This is a genomic window from Burkholderia arboris (assembly GCF_038723655.1).
Taxonomy (GTDB): domain Bacteria; phylum Pseudomonadota; class Gammaproteobacteria; order Burkholderiales; family Burkholderiaceae; genus Burkholderia; species Burkholderia arboris.
On the sequence record NZ_CP109821.1, the window covers coordinates 699413 to 717140 of the forward strand.

The 17728-nt window shown below is 67.7% G+C and carries 15 protein-coding genes; 4 read left to right on the forward strand and 11 right to left on the reverse strand.

The window, feature by feature from the left end:
• Positions 1-91: 91 nt before the first annotated feature.
• The 5 genes from OHZ10_RS03375 to OHZ10_RS03395 all read right to left on the reverse strand — a co-directional run bounded on the left by OHZ10_RS03375 (position 92) and on the right by OHZ10_RS03395 (position 6298).
• On the reverse strand, positions 92-2215 hold the full coding sequence (locus OHZ10_RS03375; RefSeq protein WP_059236073.1) for a site-specific recombinase: 2124 nt from the start codon (positions 2213-2215) through the stop codon (positions 92-94).
• Between the two features lie 463 nt (positions 2216-2678).
• On the reverse strand, positions 2679-3398 hold the full coding sequence (locus tag OHZ10_RS03380; protein WP_256085572.1) for a PqiC family protein: 720 nt from the start codon (positions 3396-3398) through the stop codon (positions 2679-2681).
• Positions 3395-5014 carry an intermembrane transport protein PqiB gene (locus OHZ10_RS03385; protein WP_059236064.1) on the reverse strand — a complete coding sequence of 540 codons (1620 nt, stop codon included), beginning with the start codon at positions 5012-5014 and terminating at the stop codon, positions 3395-3397. Before OHZ10_RS03385 ends, OHZ10_RS03380 begins: the two co-directional genes overlap by 4 nt.
• Positions 5007-5636, reverse strand: a complete 630-nt coding sequence (locus OHZ10_RS03390; protein WP_059236062.1) for a paraquat-inducible protein A — start codon at positions 5634-5636, stop codon at positions 5007-5009. The genes OHZ10_RS03385 and OHZ10_RS03390 overlap by 8 nt, the downstream gene beginning before the upstream one ends.
• Positions 5633-6298, reverse strand: a complete 666-nt coding sequence (locus OHZ10_RS03395) for a paraquat-inducible protein A (RefSeq protein ID WP_059236060.1) — start codon at positions 6296-6298, stop codon at positions 5633-5635. The genes OHZ10_RS03390 and OHZ10_RS03395 overlap by 4 nt, the downstream gene beginning before the upstream one ends.
• A 258-nt stretch (positions 6299-6556) precedes the next feature.
• Here OHZ10_RS03395 and OHZ10_RS03400 point away from each other — a divergent pair, with 258 nt between their 5' ends.
• The 4 genes from OHZ10_RS03400 (at position 6557) to OHZ10_RS03415 (ending at position 9776) form a co-directional block, all read left to right on the forward strand.
• Positions 6557-7117 (forward strand): cytochrome b, encoded by a 561-nt coding sequence (locus OHZ10_RS03400; RefSeq protein WP_059236058.1) that lies wholly within the window; start codon positions 6557-6559, stop codon positions 7115-7117.
• 8 nt (positions 7118-7125) lie between these two features.
• Complete coding sequence (locus OHZ10_RS03405) at positions 7126-7686, forward strand: YceI family protein (RefSeq protein WP_059236904.1); 561 nt, start codon at positions 7126-7128, stop codon at positions 7684-7686.
• Positions 7687-7751: 65 nt separating this feature from the next.
• Positions 7752-8333, forward strand: a complete 582-nt coding sequence (locus OHZ10_RS03410) for a YceI family protein (RefSeq protein ID WP_059236056.1) — start codon at positions 7752-7754, stop codon at positions 8331-8333.
• Positions 8334-8498: 165 nt separating this feature from the next.
• Positions 8499-9776: an MFS transporter gene (locus OHZ10_RS03415; protein WP_342703618.1), complete on the forward strand. Its 1278-nt coding sequence runs from the start codon at positions 8499-8501 to the stop codon at positions 9774-9776.
• A gap of 12 nt (positions 9777-9788) precedes the next feature.
• On the opposite strand, the gene OHZ10_RS03420 is transcribed toward OHZ10_RS03415, so the two are convergent.
• The 6 genes from OHZ10_RS03420 to queA all read right to left on the reverse strand — a co-directional run bounded on the left by OHZ10_RS03420 (position 9789) and on the right by queA (position 17599).
• A complete protein-coding gene (locus tag OHZ10_RS03420; RefSeq protein ID WP_342703619.1) occupies positions 9789-11369 on the reverse strand; it encodes a S41 family peptidase in 1581 nt (526 codons plus the stop codon).
• A gap of 218 nt (positions 11370-11587) precedes the next feature.
• Complete coding sequence (gene secF, locus OHZ10_RS03425) at positions 11588-12538, reverse strand: protein translocase subunit SecF (protein WP_059236052.1); 951 nt, start codon at positions 12536-12538, stop codon at positions 11588-11590.
• 18 nt (positions 12539-12556) lie between these two features.
• Positions 12557-14578 (reverse strand): protein translocase subunit SecD, encoded by a 2022-nt coding sequence (secD, locus tag OHZ10_RS03430; protein ID WP_059236050.1) that lies wholly within the window; start codon positions 14576-14578, stop codon positions 12557-12559.
• Positions 14579-14684: 106 nt separating this feature from the next.
• Positions 14685-15008, reverse strand: a complete 324-nt coding sequence (gene yajC, locus OHZ10_RS03435) for a preprotein translocase subunit YajC (RefSeq protein WP_048250795.1) — start codon at positions 15006-15008, stop codon at positions 14685-14687.
• A gap of 233 nt (positions 15009-15241) precedes the next feature.
• Positions 15242-16429, reverse strand: a complete 1188-nt coding sequence (tgt, locus tag OHZ10_RS03440; protein ID WP_059236048.1) for a tRNA guanosine(34) transglycosylase Tgt — start codon at positions 16427-16429, stop codon at positions 15242-15244.
• A 102-nt stretch (positions 16430-16531) separates the two neighbouring features.
• Positions 16532-17599: a tRNA preQ1(34) S-adenosylmethionine ribosyltransferase-isomerase QueA gene (queA, locus tag OHZ10_RS03445; protein ID WP_059236046.1), complete on the reverse strand. Its 1068-nt coding sequence runs from the start codon at positions 17597-17599 to the stop codon at positions 16532-16534.
• Positions 17600-17728 lie beyond the last annotated feature (129 nt).

Genomic DNA, 17728 nt, shown 5'->3' on the forward strand with positions numbered 1-17728 from the left:
CGGTGTGGCAGCGCCCGCAGGGCGGCTGCTTTCGCGTGCCGGGAGGCAGGCGCGGCGACACCCGGCCGGGCGCCGCCGCACCGCCGCGGGCTCAGTGCGAGCCCGTCTGACCGGCGCGTTCGGCCTGGCCGCCGGCCGGCCAGAACAGCGCGAGCGGATTCGACAGCACCGTGCGGACGATCGCGGCGACGAGCGCGCGCACCTTGGTGCGGCGCAGGCTGCGCGAGCGCACGGCCATCGTGAACGCGAGCGCGAAGCTCACCAGCACGTTGAGGATCGCCATGCTGAGCACGCCGGCGCCGGCCCACCACAGTTCGGGCGTCGTGAGCGCATCCTTGCCCAGCACGCCGAGCGCGATCCCGATCGAGCCGGCCGACAGCGTCACGTGGCGCACCTCGAACGGGAACATGAATACGGTGACGATCGCCGGCACGAGGCCGAGCATCAGGCCGAGGCCGACGTTCGCGACCACGCCGGCGACGTTCGAGCGGCAGAAGTGCGCGAGCTTCGCGGCGCCGGCCGCGCCGAGCGTGAGGCGCAGCCGGCGGTTGTACGCGAGCGCGTCGCCGACCCGGTGCAGCACGAACCAGTTGTCGGCCCAGCCCGCGAGCAGGCTCGACGCCCACAGCAGCACGCCCGTCAGCGCAGCGTAGAGCGGCGTCGGCCCGAGCAGCGAGAACGAGTGGAGTGTCGCGTGCGCCTTGTCGGGCGAGATCAGATTCGCGTGCAGCACGTTGCCCGCGAACAGCTGCACGAGCAGGCACACGGGCAGCACGACGAGCACGTTGCCGGAAATCGCGGCAGCCTGGGTGCGGATCAGCGCGATCACCGACGACACGAACGCCTTCACGCCTTCCTCGTGGCCGGTGTCGTCGAGCTCGCGCGCAAGCGTCGGCGCGGTCATCGCGGGCTGCTTGGTCGCGAGCGTGAAGTGCAGGAAGTGCATCAGCATGAAGCTGGCCGCGTAGTTGACGCCGGCGAGCAGCCCTTCGAGCATCGACTGCAGGTGCGCGCCGGTGATCGCGAACTTCACGCACACGGTCGCGACGGTGACGAGGCCGCCGCCCGCGGCCATCCGCAGCATCTTCAGGTACTCGGCGCGGCCGCGCGAGATGTAGTGCTCGCCGGTGTCCGCGTTGGTCTCGACGAGCTTGCGCGCGAACAGCGAGAAGTTGCTGCGCACGAGGTGCGTGACGCTCTGGCTGTTCTGGTTCGCGTCGACGAGTTCGGCCGTCAGGTGCGCCATCCCGCGCAGGTCGTCGCGCGCCATCCACGCGTTCAGCAGTGTTTCCGCACGCAGGATGCGCATGCGCATCCGCTCGACCTGGAACACGATGTCGACCGACACGCCGTTGCGGTACAGGTGCGAAAACACGTCGTCGACGGCGATCCGGCATTCGTCGAGCAGCACGCGCAGATAGTTCACCTCGTGCAGCAGCTTGCTCGGGTCGCCGCCGTCCTCGACGGCCGCGTGCGCGGTCTCGACCGCGAGCATCGCGCGCGTGAGCCGGTAGAACGGCTGCGATTCGAGCGGCTTGCGCGCGTCGTCGTCGGACAGCCGGCTGCGTACCGTCTGCGACAGGCCGGTCGAGCTGATCTGGCAGGTCAGGTTATGCAGTGCGGCCAGCAGGTCGCGCGAGAACGAGCCGGGTTCGTGGCGCTCTTCCTCGGTGACGTCGAACGAAATCAGCTCGGCGAGGCGCGCGAGCAGGTCGTCGGGCAGCGCGTCGATCCACTTCGCGTCTTCCGGCGCCGGGAACATCAGCGTGAACAGCGCCGACAGCTCGCGGCGGTTCGGCGCGGGCGGGATCAGCGACGAGTCGATCCGCTCGAACAGCGCGCCGAAGAAGCCCGAGTGCACGGGCATGCCGGCGTCGCACAGCAGCGAGATGCCGTCGCACTCGCGCAGGATGCCGCGCAGGATGCGCGCGGCATGCGCTTTCCAGGCGGGGTTGCGGTCGAGCACGTGGAACAGGTAGCGCAGCCGCGCATGAGCCGGATACGCGCGCGTGTCGACGTCGCGATCGGCCGGGGTGTCCTGCGCGGCCTGCATCGTGCCGTTGCGGTGCAGCCAGTGCGCGAGCTCGATCAGCCATTCGCTGCGCTCGGCATACGACGCATCGGCGTCGGCATGCGCGAGCAGCGCATCGAGCTGGTGACCGGCATTGCGCGACGCGCGCCACTTCTTGATCAGGGTCGTCAGGGAACGAAACATAAACGGAATAGCGAAAGCCCTGGACGGGCGGGTTCGGGAAGCCTGCCGGGGAAACGGCACGGCGCCGGGGAGAACGGATGAGACGAGGCGGTTGCCGGACGATGCGCGGCGACCCGCGATGCGGCTGCCCCGCTGCGGTGCACGCGGTGTGCGTGCGGGCGCAGGGCGTCACGGCGGTCGGACCGAACGCGGCCCGGCGTCGCCGGCCGGCGCGTACGACGAACGGCGCGAGCCGGAAAGTGCGTAGGATCGTCAATCGGGCCGGAAAACGCAAGCCGACCGTGTGGCGTGGCGCCGGTTCCGGCCGACTTTGACAAACAATGCAAAGTCGCCGTTCGGCCGATGAAGATGAGGCGCGGTGCAGGTCGTGGCGGCGCGATGCCGCCTGTCACGGCCGGCGATCGCTCTCGGATACGCCACGCAGGCGAGCGCCGCTTCGAGCGCTCGCCTGCGCGCTGCCCGCTTACGCGCCGGACTTGCCCGTCGCGCCGGCGTCGCCGCCGGACGCCGGGTTGGCCGGGCACGGCACGACCGGCGCGGGCGTGGCCGCCGTCTTGCTGCCGGCCGCGGGCGCTGCGCCGCGGCGGGCGGCCATTGCGCGCACGCCGGCCGCAGCCTGCGTCGCAATCACGTCGAGCGCGCGCCGGTGGCCGGCGACGAGCGCGTCGTAGCCGTCGGCGACCGGTTCCGCGACGCTCGTGCGGCAGGTCATCACGGCCTGCGTGGCAAGCGAGCGCACGCTCCACACCGCGTCGACCGCCGCGCGTTTGCCGGGCCACGACTCGAAGCGCTGCACGTTCACGCTGACGCGGTACACGGGCACGCCGGGCGGGTACGCGGAATTCGCGACGTCGATCGTGCCGAGCTGCGCGGCGAGGTCGTCCGATAGCGCGCGGCGGATCTCGTCGGCGGGCGGCGACGCCCAGCGTTCCTGCTCGAGCACGTCGACCTGCGCGGCGTTCTTCTGCACGACCAGCTGGTTTTTCGCGACCTGTTCGGGCACGCCGACCGATGGCACCTCGATCAGGAACGCCGGGTTGGCCGGCGCGGTGCGCACCGGCGCTGCGGCGTCGGCCGGGCTGAGCGTGTAGAACCGCGCGGGCGGCGAGCTGCACGCGGCGAGCGCGAGTGCGGCGAAGGCCGCCGCCGCGCCGCTCGCGAAACCGTTCACGCGTGTCGTCATTGTTTATCTCCTGGCTTGCCCTTGAGCAGCGATTCGGGGTGGCGCTCGAGGTAGTCGGCGAGCGCGTTCAGCGATTGCAGCGTGCGCGTGAGCTCCTTCAGCGCGCCGCGCACGTCGGACTGCAGCGGCGAATCCTGCTGCAGCGTCGCTTCGGCGGTCGAGAAGGTCTGCTTCGCGGCCGACAGCGTGTCGCGCGCTTCCGGCGCGACCTGCGTGTCGAGCTGCTTGAACAGCTTGTCGGCGTTCGCGAGCGCGCTGTTCAGGTTCGCGCCGATCTGGTCGAACGGCACCTTGTCGAGCTTCTTCGCGATGTCGGCGACCTGCAGCTGCAGCTCGTCGAGCGAATTCGGCACGGTCGGCAGTTCGAGCGGCTGGCGCGTCGTGTCGATCTTCACGGTCGGCGCCTTCGGGAAGAAGTCGAGCGCGACGTACAGCTGGCTCGTCAGCAGGTTGCCGGTGCGCAGCTGGCCGCGCAGCCCGTGCCGGACGAGCCGCTCGACGATCTCGCGGCGGGCCGGTTCGCCCTTGCTCTCGATCGTTTCGCGGAAGCGGCGGCCGAGGCGTTCCGGATACACGTTCATCGTCACCGGCATCAGGAAGTTCTTCGTCTTCGGATCGAAGTCGATGCCGATGTTCGTCACTTCACCGAGCACGATGCCGCGGAAGTCGACCGGCGCGCCGACGGCGAGCCCGCGCAGCGACTGGTTGAAGTTCATCACGACCTGCAGCGGCTGGCCGTCCGGGTCGCGCATCGCGTCGGCCTCGTCGGAGCCGAGGCGGAACGTCGTGTTGTTCGCTGCCGTCGCACCGCTGCCCTGGTTCGGCGGCGTCTGGAACGCGATGCCGCCGAGGATCACCGTCGCGAGCGACTGCGTGTTCAGCTTCAGGCCGCTCGAATCGAGCCGCAGGTCGACGCCGCTCGCCTGCCACCAGCGCGAGTTGATGCCGACATACTGGTCGTACGGCGCATTGACGAACACGTTGAACGTGACGCCCGTGCCGTCCTTGTCGAGCGAGAAGCCGACCACCTGGCCGACCTGCACGCGGCGGTAGTAGACCGGCGAGCCGATGTCGACCGAGCCGAGCGAATCGCCGCGCAGCACGTATTGCGTGCCTTTCTGGTCGCCCGTGACGGCGGGCGGTGTTTCGAGGCCCGTGAAGTCGGTCAGCGTGTCCTGTCCGCGGCCGGCGTCGACGCCGATGTACGCGCCGGACAGCAGCGTGCCGAGCCCCGACACGCCGGTCGCGCCGACGCGCGGCCGCACGATCCAGAAGCGCGAGCCGTTGACCGCGAAGTCCTCGGCTTCCTTCTTCAGCTGCACCTGGACGAGCACGCGCGACAGGTCTTTCGACAGCTTGATCGTCTTGACCATGCCGATCTCGACGTCCTTGTACTTGACCTGGGTCTTGCCGGGCTCGAGCCCTTCGGCGCTGTGGAAGCTGATCGTGATTTCCGGGCCGCGCTCGCGCACGGACTTGATCACGAGGCCGATGCCGATCAGCGCGGCGATCAGCGGCACGAGCCAGACGAGCGACGGCAGCCAGCCGCTTTTCGTCGAGATCGTCGGATCGGGCGGCCGGGGCGCGTCGTGCTGCGGGCCTTGTGGACTATTCATGGTGATTCCCTGAGGTTTCGACTGGATCCCAGATCAGGCGGGGATCGAACTGCATCGACGCGAGCATCGTCAGGATCACGACCGAACCGAACGCGAGCGCGCCGGGGCCGGCCGTGATGATGGCGAGCGAACGGAAATGGACGAGCGCGACGGTCAGCGTCACGACGAAGATGTCGAGCATCGACCAGCGGCCGATGCGCTCGACGATCCGGAACAGACGCGTGCGCTGCAGCGGCCGCCATGCGGCGCGGCGCTGCGCGCTGATCACGAGGATCGACAGCACGCCGAGCTTGAGCATCGGCACGAGGATGCTCGCGACGAACACGACGACGGCGAGCGGCCAGTCGCCGGAGGTCCAGAACAGCACGACGCCGCTCATGATCGTGTCTTCCTGCGAGCCGACGATCGACGACGTGCGCATGATCGGCAGCAGGTTCGCCGGAATGTACAGGATCACGGCCGCGATCAGCAGCGCCCACGTGCGCATCAGGCTGTTCGGCGTCCTGAAATGGAGCGTGGCGCCGCAGCGGGCGCAGTGCGCGTGCGGATGGTCGAGCGTCTGCACGAGCCCGCACGTGTGGCAGCTGACATAGCCCTCGCGGGCGGCGGTCGGGATCGTCATCGGCGGGCGGCTTCCGGCAGCGGCGCGGCCGGGTCGGGCTGTCCGGGCGAGCGCCCGGCGCGCAGGTCGTCGGCGATGTCCCACAGCGTACGGGGATCGAACATCAGCACGACGGCGATCATCAGCGTGAGCGCGCCGAACGCGAACAGCGCGGCATCGGGAACGACTCTTGCGAGACTCACCATCTTCACGATCGTGACGAGGATCCCGAGCATGAACACTTCGATCATGCTCCACGGCCGCGCGAGCTCGATCGCGCGCAGCACGAAGTTGAACCCGGGCGGCACGACGCCGCGCCGCATCGGCAGCAGCAGGTACAGCAGCGCGGCCATCTCGACGAGCGGAAACAGCACGGTCGAGCAGAACACCATCACGCCGACGACGGCCATGTCCTGGTGCCACAGCGCGTCGATCGCGCCGATCAGCGTCGTCTGCACGCGGTTGCCGTTCACGTCCATTTCGAGGATCGGGAACGCCTGCGCGATCGTGAACGTGATCAATGCCGCGAGCGCGAGCGCGCAAATCCGCTCGATCTGCGCGGCGCTGTTGCGATACAGGAGCGCGCCGCAGCGCGGACAGCGCGCGACTTCGCGGCCGCTCAGGCGCGGTTTGTGCAACAGTGCGTCGCACTCGTGGCAGGCAATCAGGTCGTTTCGTTGCATGGAAAAGGCAGTTGTGCGACGGCTGGGGGAACGCGTCGACGGGGCCGGAACCCGCGCCAATCTTACCAAAAGGCCTTTTTCGGTGTGTCAAGGATCGCGCGCTTGGTGACCGAGCGGTAACATGACAGGAAACCGTCAGCCGGCTGGCGTGCCTGTCCTCAGAGTCCGCGCGTGTCAAAAGGTTGCGGTAGCATGGCGCCCTTGACAAGCGTCGGATGCATGGCCGGCGCAGCTGTTCGCTGAACTGAGGAATCCAAGATGGTATCGAAATCGCCGCCGGCCGCGCCGGTACGTTATGCGCATACCGCGATCGCGCTGCACTGGCTGATCGCGCTGCTGATCGTCTGCGGCTTCGCGCTCGGCTGGGTGATGACCGACATCCCCGGCTTCACGCCGACGAAGCTGAAGTACTTCTCGTGGCACAAGTGGATCGGCGTGACGGTGTTCGCGCTGGCCGTCATCCGCGTGCTGTGGCGGGCGACGCACGTGCCGCCGCCGCTGCCGGACAATACGCCGGCGTGGCAGCGCGCGGTATCGCACGGCGTGCACATGCTGCTGTACGTGCTGATGATCGTGATCCCCGTGACGGGCTACCTGTACAGCTCGGCATCGAACATTCCGGTCGTCTACCTCGGCATCGTGCCGCTGCCGCGGCTGATCGACCCCGATCCGGTGCTCAAGGAAACCTTCAAGACGCTCCACGTGTCTTTGAATTACATTCTGCTTGCGCTCGTCGCGATGCACGTGCTCGCGGCGCTCAAGCACCAGTTGTTGGACCGCGACGGCCTGCTGTCGCGGATGCTTCCCTCTGCCAAATGAAGGATCTCATGAAAGTGTCTTTCTCCCGCTCCATGCTGACCGCGTTCGCCGCGGCGGCACTTGTCGCGTCGGGCGCGGCGCACGCCGATGTCGATCTCGCGAAGAGCAAGGTGTCTGCCGTGTCGAAGCAGATGAACGTGCCGACCGAAGGCGCGTTCAAGAAGTTTTCCGCGCAAGTGAAGTTCGACCCGGCGAAGGCCGCGCAGGGCACCGCGCAAATGACCATCGACATCGCGAGCTTCGACCTCGGCGACAAGATGTACAACGACCAGGTCGCAGGCAAGGACTGGTTCGACGCGAAGGCGTATCCGCAGGCGACGTTCGTGTCGTCCGCGATCGCGCCGGCCGGCGGCAACAAGTACAACGTGACCGGCAAGCTGACGATCAAGGGCAAGTCCGAGACCGTTACGGTGCCCGTCACGGTCGCGCAAAGCGGCGCGACGCAGACGTTCGACGGCGTGCTGCCGATCAAGCGTTCGGCCTTCAACGTCGGTACCGGCGAGTGGAAGGACACGTCGATCGTCGCCGACGAAGTGCAGATCAAGTTCCATCTCGTCGCCACCAAGTAAGCGGCGGGCTGTCGCCTCACCAGAATGCCGCGCGAGGGCGCGGCGCCGTTCCAAGGAGAAAGAGTTTGAAAAAGCAACTGATCATCGCCGCGGGCGCGCTGGCAGCATCGCTGTCGTTCTCGGCCTTCGCCGAAAGCGTCACGTACCAGTTCGACCCGAGCCACACGTACCCGAGCTTCGAAGCGGACCACATGGGCGGCCTGTCGGTCTGGCGCGGCAAGTTCGACAAGTCGAGCGGCACCGTGACGCTCGACCGTGCGGCGAAGACGGGTACGGTCGACGTGACCACCGACATCGCGTCGATCCACACCGGCAGCGCGAAGCTCGACGAGCACCTGCAGACGGCCGAGTTCTTCGACGCGGCGAAGTTCCCGCAGGCGAACTACAAGGGCGCGATCAAGTTCGACGGCGACAAGCCGGTGTCGGTGGTCGGCAACCTGACGCTGCATGGCGTCACGAAGCCGGTGACGCTGAAGATCGACGGCTTCAAGTGCATGCCGCATCCGATGCTCAAGCGTGAAGTGTGCGGCGTCGACGCCGTCGGCGAATTCGACCGCAGCGACTTCGGCCTCGACTACGGCAAGCAGTACGGCTTCAAGATGAAGACGAAGCTGCTGATCACGGCCGAAGCGCTCAAGCAGCAGTAAGGCCGCCGGCCTGCCGCGAGCAAACCGCCGCGCTCCCGTTGCCGGGAGCGCGGCGGTTTTTTTTGCGCGCCTATAATCGCCCGAGCGTCGCGTGCGGCGCCGGGCAGGCCGACGGCGCGAGCACGGCCGCTTCGAACAGAACGTACAACGACAAGGAGATCGCCGATGCATGCCGTCACGCAGTCCCGTTCCATTGCCTCGTCGCCGCGCGTGTGGCGCGCGGTGGTCGCCGCGTCGATCGGCAACGCGCTCGAGTGGTTCGATCTCGTCGTCTACGGCTTCTTCGCGGTGACGATCGCGAAGCTGTTCTTCCCGGCCGGCAACGACACCGTGTCGCTGCTGCTCACGCTCGGCACGTTCGGCGTGTCGTTCTTCATGCGGCCGCTCGGCGCGATCGTGCTCGGCGCGTATGCCGACCGTGAGGGCCGCAAGGCGGCGCTCACGCTGTCGATCCTGCTGATGATGGCCGGCACGCTGATCATCGCGGTGCTGCCGACCTACGAGACGATCGGCGTCGCCGCGCCGGTGATCCTCGTCGCCGCGCGGCTGATGCAGGGCTTCTCGGCCGGCGGCGAGTTCGGCAGCGCGACGGCGTTTCTCGCAGAACACGTGCCGGGCCGGCGCGGCTTCTTCGCGAGCTGGCAGGTTGCGAGCCAGGGGCTCACGACGCTGCTCGCGGCGGGCTTCGGCACCGTACTGAACGCGCAGCTCTCGGCCGCGCAGATGGCATCGTGGGGCTGGCGCGTGCCGTTCTTCTTCGGGCTGCTGCTCGGGCCCGTCGCGTACTACATCCGCACGAAGGTCGACGAGACGCCCGAATTCCTCGCGGCCGAAGGCACCGCGAACCCGCTGCGCGATACGTTCGCGTCGCACAAGGCGCGCCTGGTTGCCGCGATGGGCGTGGTCGTGCTGGGCACCGTCGCCACCTATCTCGTGCTGTTCATGCCGACCTACGGCGTGAAGCAGCTCGGCCTCGCGCCGTCGGCCGCGTTCGCGGCGATCCTCGTCGTCGGCGTGATCCAGATGGCGTTCGCACCGCTCGTCGGCCACTGGTCGGATCAATACGGCCGCGTGCGCGTGATGATCGCGCCGGCCATCGGCATCCTCGTGCTGATCTATCCGGCGTTCGCGTATCTCGTCGCGCATCCGGGTTTCGGCACGCTGATCGCGCTGCAGGTGCTGCTCGCGCTCCTGATGACCGGCTATTTCGCGGCGCTGCCGGGGCTGTTGTCAGAAGTGTTTCCGGTGCAGACGCGTACGACCGGGATGTCGCTTGCGTATAACGTCGCGGTGACGATTTTCGGCGGGTTCGGGCCGTTCATCATCGCGTGGCTGATCCGCGCGACCGGGATGAAGACCGCGCCGAGCTTCTACCTGATGTTCGCGGCCGTGCTGAGCCTCGCGGCACTGATCGTGCTGCGCAAGCGCTTCGGTTTTCGATAAAACGGCGGCGCGTCAGTTGTCGGCGCGCTCGCAGACCGGCTGCGCCGGCATTAGTTGCGCCGGCGCGTCGATGGTCCGCACCGGGCGCCCCGCGAGCGCGGCGAGCGCCTGTTGAAGCTGCCAGTCGGCGGCCGTGCCGAATGCGCGCTGCGGTAGCGCCGCGCTGTTCGCCGTATCGACCTTTGCGCGCACGCGTTTGTCGCGCAACTGCTGCCGGGCCTTGCGCACCTGCACGAATGGATCGGGCGCCTGCCGGTCCGCATACGGCGCGCGCGCGAGATCGACTTCCCGATACCACATCAGTACACCGTCGACGTCCGAGTCGCGGCGCGGCGGCACGAGCCAGTCCGGCACGACGCCGTAGCCGTCCATCGGGCAGCCGTTCGGCCGCAGGTTGCGTGCGTACGTGAAATTCAGGCGCGTGCCGTCGATCAGGTCGACGCCCGTCTGCGCGAGCCCCTTCCCGTAGGTCGGCATGCCGAGCAGTTTCGCGCGGCCGAGATCCTTCAGCGCGGCGGCGGTCGCTTCTGCGGCCGACGCGCTCTGTCCGTCGACGAGCACGACGAGCGGCACGGTGCGCCACCAGTCGTCGGCCTGCAGCGGTGCGAGCGGATCCTGCCCGTGCATGACGGGCAGTGCGTAGTCGGGCCAGTTGGTCGTGTAGCGGCGGCGGTGCGTGTCGCCGCGCTCGACCGTCACCATCGCGGTACGGTCGCGTCCCGCGAACAGTGCGGTGATGCCGATCGCCGCATTCAGCGCGCCGCCGCCGTTGATGCGCAGGTCGAGAATCATCCCTTTCACTGGCGGGCCCGCGCGGCGCGCGGCCTGTACGGCGTCGATATAGTCGCCGACCGCCGGCTCGGGGAAGCTCGACAGCCGCGTGTACAGGATGTCGCCGTCGAGCCGCTTCGCGATCGCCGGATGCGGCTTGACGATCGCGCGCACGGGCGCGAAGGTCAGCACCGCATGCGTCGGGCCGCGCTGCACCGTGAGCTTCAGCGGCACGCCCGCAGCGCCCTTTGCCAGTTTCACGAGTTCGCCGCTGTCGATGCCGACGACGCTCCTGTCGTTCATCGCGACGACGAGATCGTCGGGCCGTACGCCGGCTTTCTCGGCGGGGGCGTCGGGAATCACGTCGATGATGTGCAGTCCGTCGGGGCGCGTCTCGAACACGATCCCGATGCCCGGCGTGCCGTCGCGCGCACGCTGCTCGTCGTCGCGCCGTTCCTGCTCTTCCTTCGCGTTGAAGAAGCGCGCGTACGGCAGCGTCTTGATCCCGTCATGGGTGGCGGCGTCGAGCAGCGCGCCGATGTCGATGTCGGTCAGGTGCTGCTGCTTCAGCACTTCGACGGCCGCCTTCAGTTCGCAGAGCTGCGGTTCCCAGTCGGGTGGGCAGGGCGATGGCGGCTGGGTGACGGCGGGTGAGGCGGTGGCGGGTGAAGCGGCGACGGGTGAAGCGACGGCGGGCGACGCGACGGCGGGTGAAGCGGCGGCGGGCGGCGCGGATGCCGGTTGCGCACCGGCGCGAGGCGCACACGGCAGCAGCACGGCCGCGACGGTGGCGCAGGCGGCAAGGCGACGAACGACACGCATGGGAGGCATCATCGGGACGGCACGTTCGGACGGGGGGGCGACGGTGCCTGCCTGCCGGCGCGCGGCCGGCAGGCAAACGGGGCAGGGCGGTGACGATTGTAGCCGACGCCTGCGACGGTGCAGGTCGGTTCCGCCGCGCGCCGCATCGCGGCGGCCTGCGCATAAAAAAAGCCGGCCCGATGGGCCGGCTTTTCTGCGATGCCGAAACGGCGGGGCGCTTAAACCTGCGCGCCTGCGTTCGGATCGTCCGGATCGTGCGCGGTCTTCTTGTCCTTGATCAGGTCTTCGCGCTTGATGCCGAGCCACATCGCGAGCGAGCCCGCGACGAACACCGACGAGTAGATGCCGAACATGATGCCGACCGTCAGCGCGAGCGCGAAGTAGTGCAGCGTCGGGCCGCCGAAGAAGAACATCGACAGCACCATCATTTCCGTCGACGTGTGCGTGATGATCGTACGCGACATCGTGGTCGTGATCGCGTGGTTGATCACTTCCTGCACGCTCATCTTGCGTTCGCGGCGGAACGTTTCGCGGATCCGGTCGAAGATGACGACCGACTCGTTGACCGAGTAGCCGAGCACTGCGAGGATTGCCGCGAGCACCGCCAGCGAGAACTCCCACTGGAAGAACGCGAAGAAGCCGAGAATGATCACGACGTCGTGCAGGTTGGCGATGATGCCCGCCACGGCGTACTTCCATTCGAAGCGGAACGACAGGTAGATCACGATGCCGATCACCACGCACGCGAGTGCGAGCAGACCGTCGGTCGCGAGCTCGCGGCCGACCTGCGGGCCGACGAACTCGACGCGTTGCAGCGTGACGTCCGGATTCTGGGCCTTCAGCGCGCCCATCACCTGGTCGCTCTGCTGCGCGGACGTGAGGCCTTCCTTCAGCTGCAGGCGGATCAGCACGTTGCGCGACGTGCCGAAGTTCTGCACCTGCGCGTCGGCGTAGCCGAGCTTGCCGAGCGTTGCGCGCACGGGTTCAAGCTCCGCGGCCTGCTGGTACTGCACCTCGATCACCGTACCGCCGGTGAATTCGACGGACAGGTGCAGCCCGCGGTGGAACAGGAAGAACACGGCGGCGAGGAACGTGACCAGCGAGATCACGTTGAACACCAGCGCGTGCCGCATGAACGGAATGTCTTTACGGATGCGGAAAAATTCCATGGTCTCGTCTCCGGGGCCTTATTGGGTCGAGCCCGGTTTCTTCGGCGACACGCCTTGCTGCGCGCGGTTGCGCAGCTGCGGCTTGCCGGCGCGCGGCGCGTTGCCCTTCGCCGGGGCGGCGAGCTTCGCGGCGCGTGCGGTGTCGGTCGATTCGTCCGCGTCGGTGAACGACGCGGTGGCGGCGGCGCCTTCCGGCTTCCACACCTGGCCGATCGCGAGCGACTTCAGCTTCTTGCGGCCGCCGTACCAGAGGTTGACGATCCCGCGCGAGAAGAACACCGCGGAGAACATCGACGTCAGGATACCGAGGCAGTGCACGATCGCGAACGCGCGAACCGGGCCCGAGCCGAACGCGAGCAGCGCGAGGCCGGCGATCAGCGTCGTGACGTTCGAGTCGAGAATCGTCGCCCACGCATGTGCGTAGCCGGCCTGGATCGCGAGCTGCGGCGGCTGGCCGGCGCGCAGTTCTTCACGCACGCGCTCGTTGATCAGCACGTTCGAGTCGATCGCCATACCGAGCGCGAGTGCGATTGCCGCGATACCGGGCAGCGTCAGCGTCGCCTGCATCAGCGACAGCACGGCGACGAGCAGCAGCAGGTTCACCGACAGGCCGATCACCGAGACCACGCCGAACAGCATGTAGTACGCGATCATGAACACGGCGATCGCGCAGAAGCCCCAGATCACCGAGTGGACGCCCATCTTGATGTTGTCGGCGCCGAGGCTCGGGCCGATCGTGCGTTCCTCGATGATGTCCATCGGTGCGGCGAGCGAACCGGCGCGCAGCAGCAGCGCGAGGTCGGCCGCGGCCTGCGGCGTCGGCTGGCCCGTGATCTGGAAGCGGTCGCCGAGTTCGGACTGGATCGTCGCGACCGTCAGCACTTCGCCCTTGCCCTTCTCGAACAGCACCATCGCCATCGGCTTGCCGATGTTGTCGCGCGACACCGTGCGCACCGCGCGGCCACCGGCCGAGTCGAGGCGGATGTTGACCGACGGGCGCTGGTGTTCGTCGAAGCCGGCCGATGCATCGATGATGCGGTCACCGGTGAAGATCACGTCCTTCTTCAGCAGCACGGGCGCCTGGATGCCCTGCGTGAACAGCTCCTCGCCCGGCGGAACGGGGTCGTTCGGGTTCGGGTGCGTGTTGATCGGATCGGCGAGGCGTGCCTCGAGCGTCGCGGTGCGGCCGATGATGTCCTTCGCCTTCGCGGTGTCCTGCACGCCCGGCAGTTCGACGACGATGCGGTCGCTGCCTTGCTGCTGCAGGATCGGCTCGGACACGCCGAGTTCGTTCACGCGGTTGTGGAGCGTCGTCAGGTTCTGCTTGAGCGCTGCGTCCTCGACGGATTTCTGCACGGCCGGCGTGAACGTGCCGACGACCTGCGTGCCGCCGCCGCCGGGCTGGGTCGCCCACTGCAGTTCGGTGATCGACGCGGCGAGCACCTTGCGGGCGTCTTCCGCCGTTTGCGCATCGCTGAAGTTGACGACCACGGACTGGTCGACGCGGCTCACGCCGCCGTCACGGATGTTCTTGTCGCGCAGCAGCGAGCGCGCGTCGGAAGCGTCGGAGTCGAGCTTCTTCGTGAGCGCGCCCGTCATGTCGACCTGGAGCAGGAAGTGCACCCCGCCGCGCAGGTCGAGGCCGAGATACATCGGCAGCGCGTGCAGGGCCGTCAGCCAGCGCGGCGACGCGCTCTGCAGGTTCAGTGCGACGACGTACTGCGGATCGTTCGGGTCGGCATTCAGCGACTTCTGCAGCAGGTCCTTGACGCGCAGCTGCGTATCGGTGTCCTTCAGGCGCACGCGGATGTTCGCGTTGGTCGCCGTGTTCTCGAAGGTGACGTCGTCCGGCGTGATCTGCGCGGACGCGAGCGCCGATTCGACCTGGGTCAGCGTGGTCGAGTCGAGCTTGACCGTGGCCTTGCCGCTCGACACCTGCACCGCCGGCGCTTCGCCGAAGAAGTTGGGCAATGTGTACAGAAGGCCGATGGCGAGCGCCACGACCATCACGACATATTTCCAGAGTGGATAACGATTCATGAGGGGGCCGAACGGGTGGTTGGCGTGAAAGCGTCGCGTCCGGCGCCGCGGCGGCCCGCTCTCTCAGGCGGGCACGGCGCGGGGAGCCGGACGCTCGGTGAAGGGCTTACAGCGACTTGATCGTGCCCTTCGGCAGAATGGTCGTGACCGCAGCCTTCTGCACGGTGATTTCAGTGCCTTCGGCGATTTCGACTCCGATGTAGCCTTCGGTAACCTTCGTCACCTTGCCGACGAGGCCGCCGCTCGTGACGACTTCGTCGCCCTTGGCCATGGCCGACAGCATGTTGCGGTGTTCCTTCTGGCGCTTCATCTGCGGACGGATCATGATGAAGTAGAGCACCGCGAACATCAGGATGAGCGGCAGGAAGCTCATCAGGCTCGATTCGGCGCCACCGGCACCTTGCGCGAAGGCATTGGAAATGAACGGCACGTTGGTCTCTCCGTAGGGGAAGATCGAAAAATAAGCCGGTTATTCTACCACCGGCCCCATGCGCAAACGGATCGGCAAATGCGCTTTCGGATCAAGCTGTTAAAGCGCGAACCGATACCGTTGCGACTTGTTTGGAAAGGCAATTGTAATATTTGGCGGTCACGCCTGGCGATTCGAACGCGTCAATTTGTACACGGCCTATGTGACCGGGCGCGGTGCGGCCCGCCGGCCGGTCAGTCGACCCCTCTTGCACGATCCTCCGCGAAGCGCTGGCGGAACGCGTCGAACGTGTGCGTTTCGATCGCCTCGCGGATCTCGCTCATCAGCTGCAGGTAGTAATGCAGGTTGTGGATCGTGTTGAGCTGCGCGCCGAGGATTTCGCCGACGCGGTGCAGGTGATGCAGGTAGCCGCGCGAGAAGTTCTGGCACGTGTAGCACGTGCAGCTCGCGTCGAGCGGCTTCAGCGAGTTCTTGTGCGTCGCGTTGCGGATCTTCACGTCGCCGAAGCGCGTGAACAGCCAGCCGTTGCGCGCGTTGCGGGTCGGCATCACGCAGTCGAACATGTCGACGCCGTTCGCGACGCCCTCGACCAGGTCCTCCGGCGTGCCGACGCCCATCAGGTAGTGCGGCTTGTTGGCCGGCAGCTTCGGGCCCACGTGCCGCAGCACGCGCATCATGTCTTCCTTCGGCTCGCCGACCGACAGCCCGCCGATCGCGAGGCCGTGGAAGCCGAGTTCCGCGAGGCCCGCGAGCGATTCGTCGCGCAGGTCCTCGAACATCCCGCCCTGGACGATCCCGAACAGCGCGTTCGGGTTGCCGAGCCGGTCGAACTCGTCGAGCGAGCGCTTCGCCCAGCGCAGCGACATGCGCATCGAGTCGGCCGCTTCCTTGTGCGTGGTCGGCACGCCGTTGGTCGCGTACGGCGTGCACTCGTCGAACTGCATCACGACGTCGGAGTTCAGCACCTTCTGGATCTGCATCGACACTTCCGGCGACAGGAACAGCTTGTCGCCGTTGATCGGCGACGCGAACGTGACGCCGTCCTCGGTGATCTTGCGCAGATCGCCGAGCGAGAACACCTGGAAGCCGCCCGAGTCGGTCAGGATCGGCTTGTTCCAGCCCATGAAGCCGTGCAGGCCGCCGTGCGCGTCGATCGTGTCGAGGCCCGGGCGCAGCCACAGGTGGAACGTGTTGCCGAGGATGATCTGGGCCTTGATCTCGTGCAGCTCGCGCGGCTGGATCGCCTTCACGGTGCCGTACGTGCCGACCGGCATGAAGATCGGCGTCTCGACCACGCCGTGGTTGAGCTTCACGCGGCCGCGGCGCGCGTGGCCGTCGGTCGTCAGCAGTTCGAATTCGAGCCCGCCCGCCGGGCGGTCTTGCACGGGCGCGTGCGTATCGTGGGATGAACCTTCGGTCATCGCGTCATTCTCCTTGCTACCGAAGAACAGTTCGGCGCATGTTGGAAACGCCGCCGGGTATCCGGCGGCGGTGAAAAAAACGGGTGCGCGGCGGCGCGACGCTTACGCGTGCGGCGCCTCCGGCGTGTCGCGCCGCGTGAGCAGCATCGCGTCGCCGTAGCTGAAGAAACGGTAGCGTTCGTCGATCGCGTGCCGGTAGGCGGCGCGGATCGTCTCGACGCCCGCGAACGCGGACACCAGCATCAGCAGCGTCGACTTCGGCAGGTGGAAGTTCGTGACGAGCCGGTCGACCACGCGGAACCGGTAGCCGGGCGTGATGAAGATGTCGGTCTCGGCCTGCGTCGCCGCAAGCGGGCGGCCCGCTTCGTCGGCCGAGCGCGCGGCGGCTTCGAGCGCGCGCATCGACGTCGTGCCGACCGCGATCACGTTGCCGCCGCGTGCGCGGGTTGCGGCGATCCGGTCGACCAGCGACTGTGGCAGGTCGTACCACTCGCTGTGCATCTTGTGCTCGGCGATGTTGTCGACGCGCACCGGTTGGAACGTGCCGGCGCCGACGTGCAGCGTCAGCGTCGCGCGCTCGACGCCCATCGCGTCGAGCCGGTCGAGCAGCGGCTGGTCGAAGTGCAGCCCGGCCGTCGGTGCGGCGACCGCGCCCGGGTTGCTCGCATAGACGGTCTGGTAGCGCGTTTCGTCGGTCGCGTCGGGATCGTGCTCGATATACGGCGGCAGCGGCAGGCGGCCGAACTGCTCGATCAGGTCGAGGCACGGCGCCGGGAAGTGCAGCGTGAAGAACGGCTCGACGCGCTCGCCGACCGTCACGTCGAATGCGTCGGCGAGGCGCAGCGTCGTGCCGGCGCCCGGCGACTTGCTCGCGCGGATTTGCGCGAGCGCCGTGTGCGTGCCCGTCACGCGCTCGATCAGCACCTCGATCTTGCCGCCGCTGGCCTTCTGGCCGAAGAAGCGCGCCTTCAGCACCTTGGTATCGTTGAAGACGAGCAGGTCGCCGGGCGCGATGCACGACGGCAGCTCGGTGAAATGACGGTCGACGAGGCGTGCGGGCTCGACGCCGCGGTCGACCTCGAGCAGGCGGCTCGCGGTGCGATCGGGCAGCGCGGTTTGTGCAATCAGCTCGGGCGGCAGATTGAAATCGAAATCGGAAAGCGTGAACATGCGGGCTGGTTCGAAGCGGCCGGCGGGCGTCGCCGGCAGGGCGGAAACGCGTAATTGGGGCGCGCGAGCCGCTATGATGGCGGGATGCGCGGCCTGGCCGGCGTCGTTCGTTCGGACGACGTGAAAGCC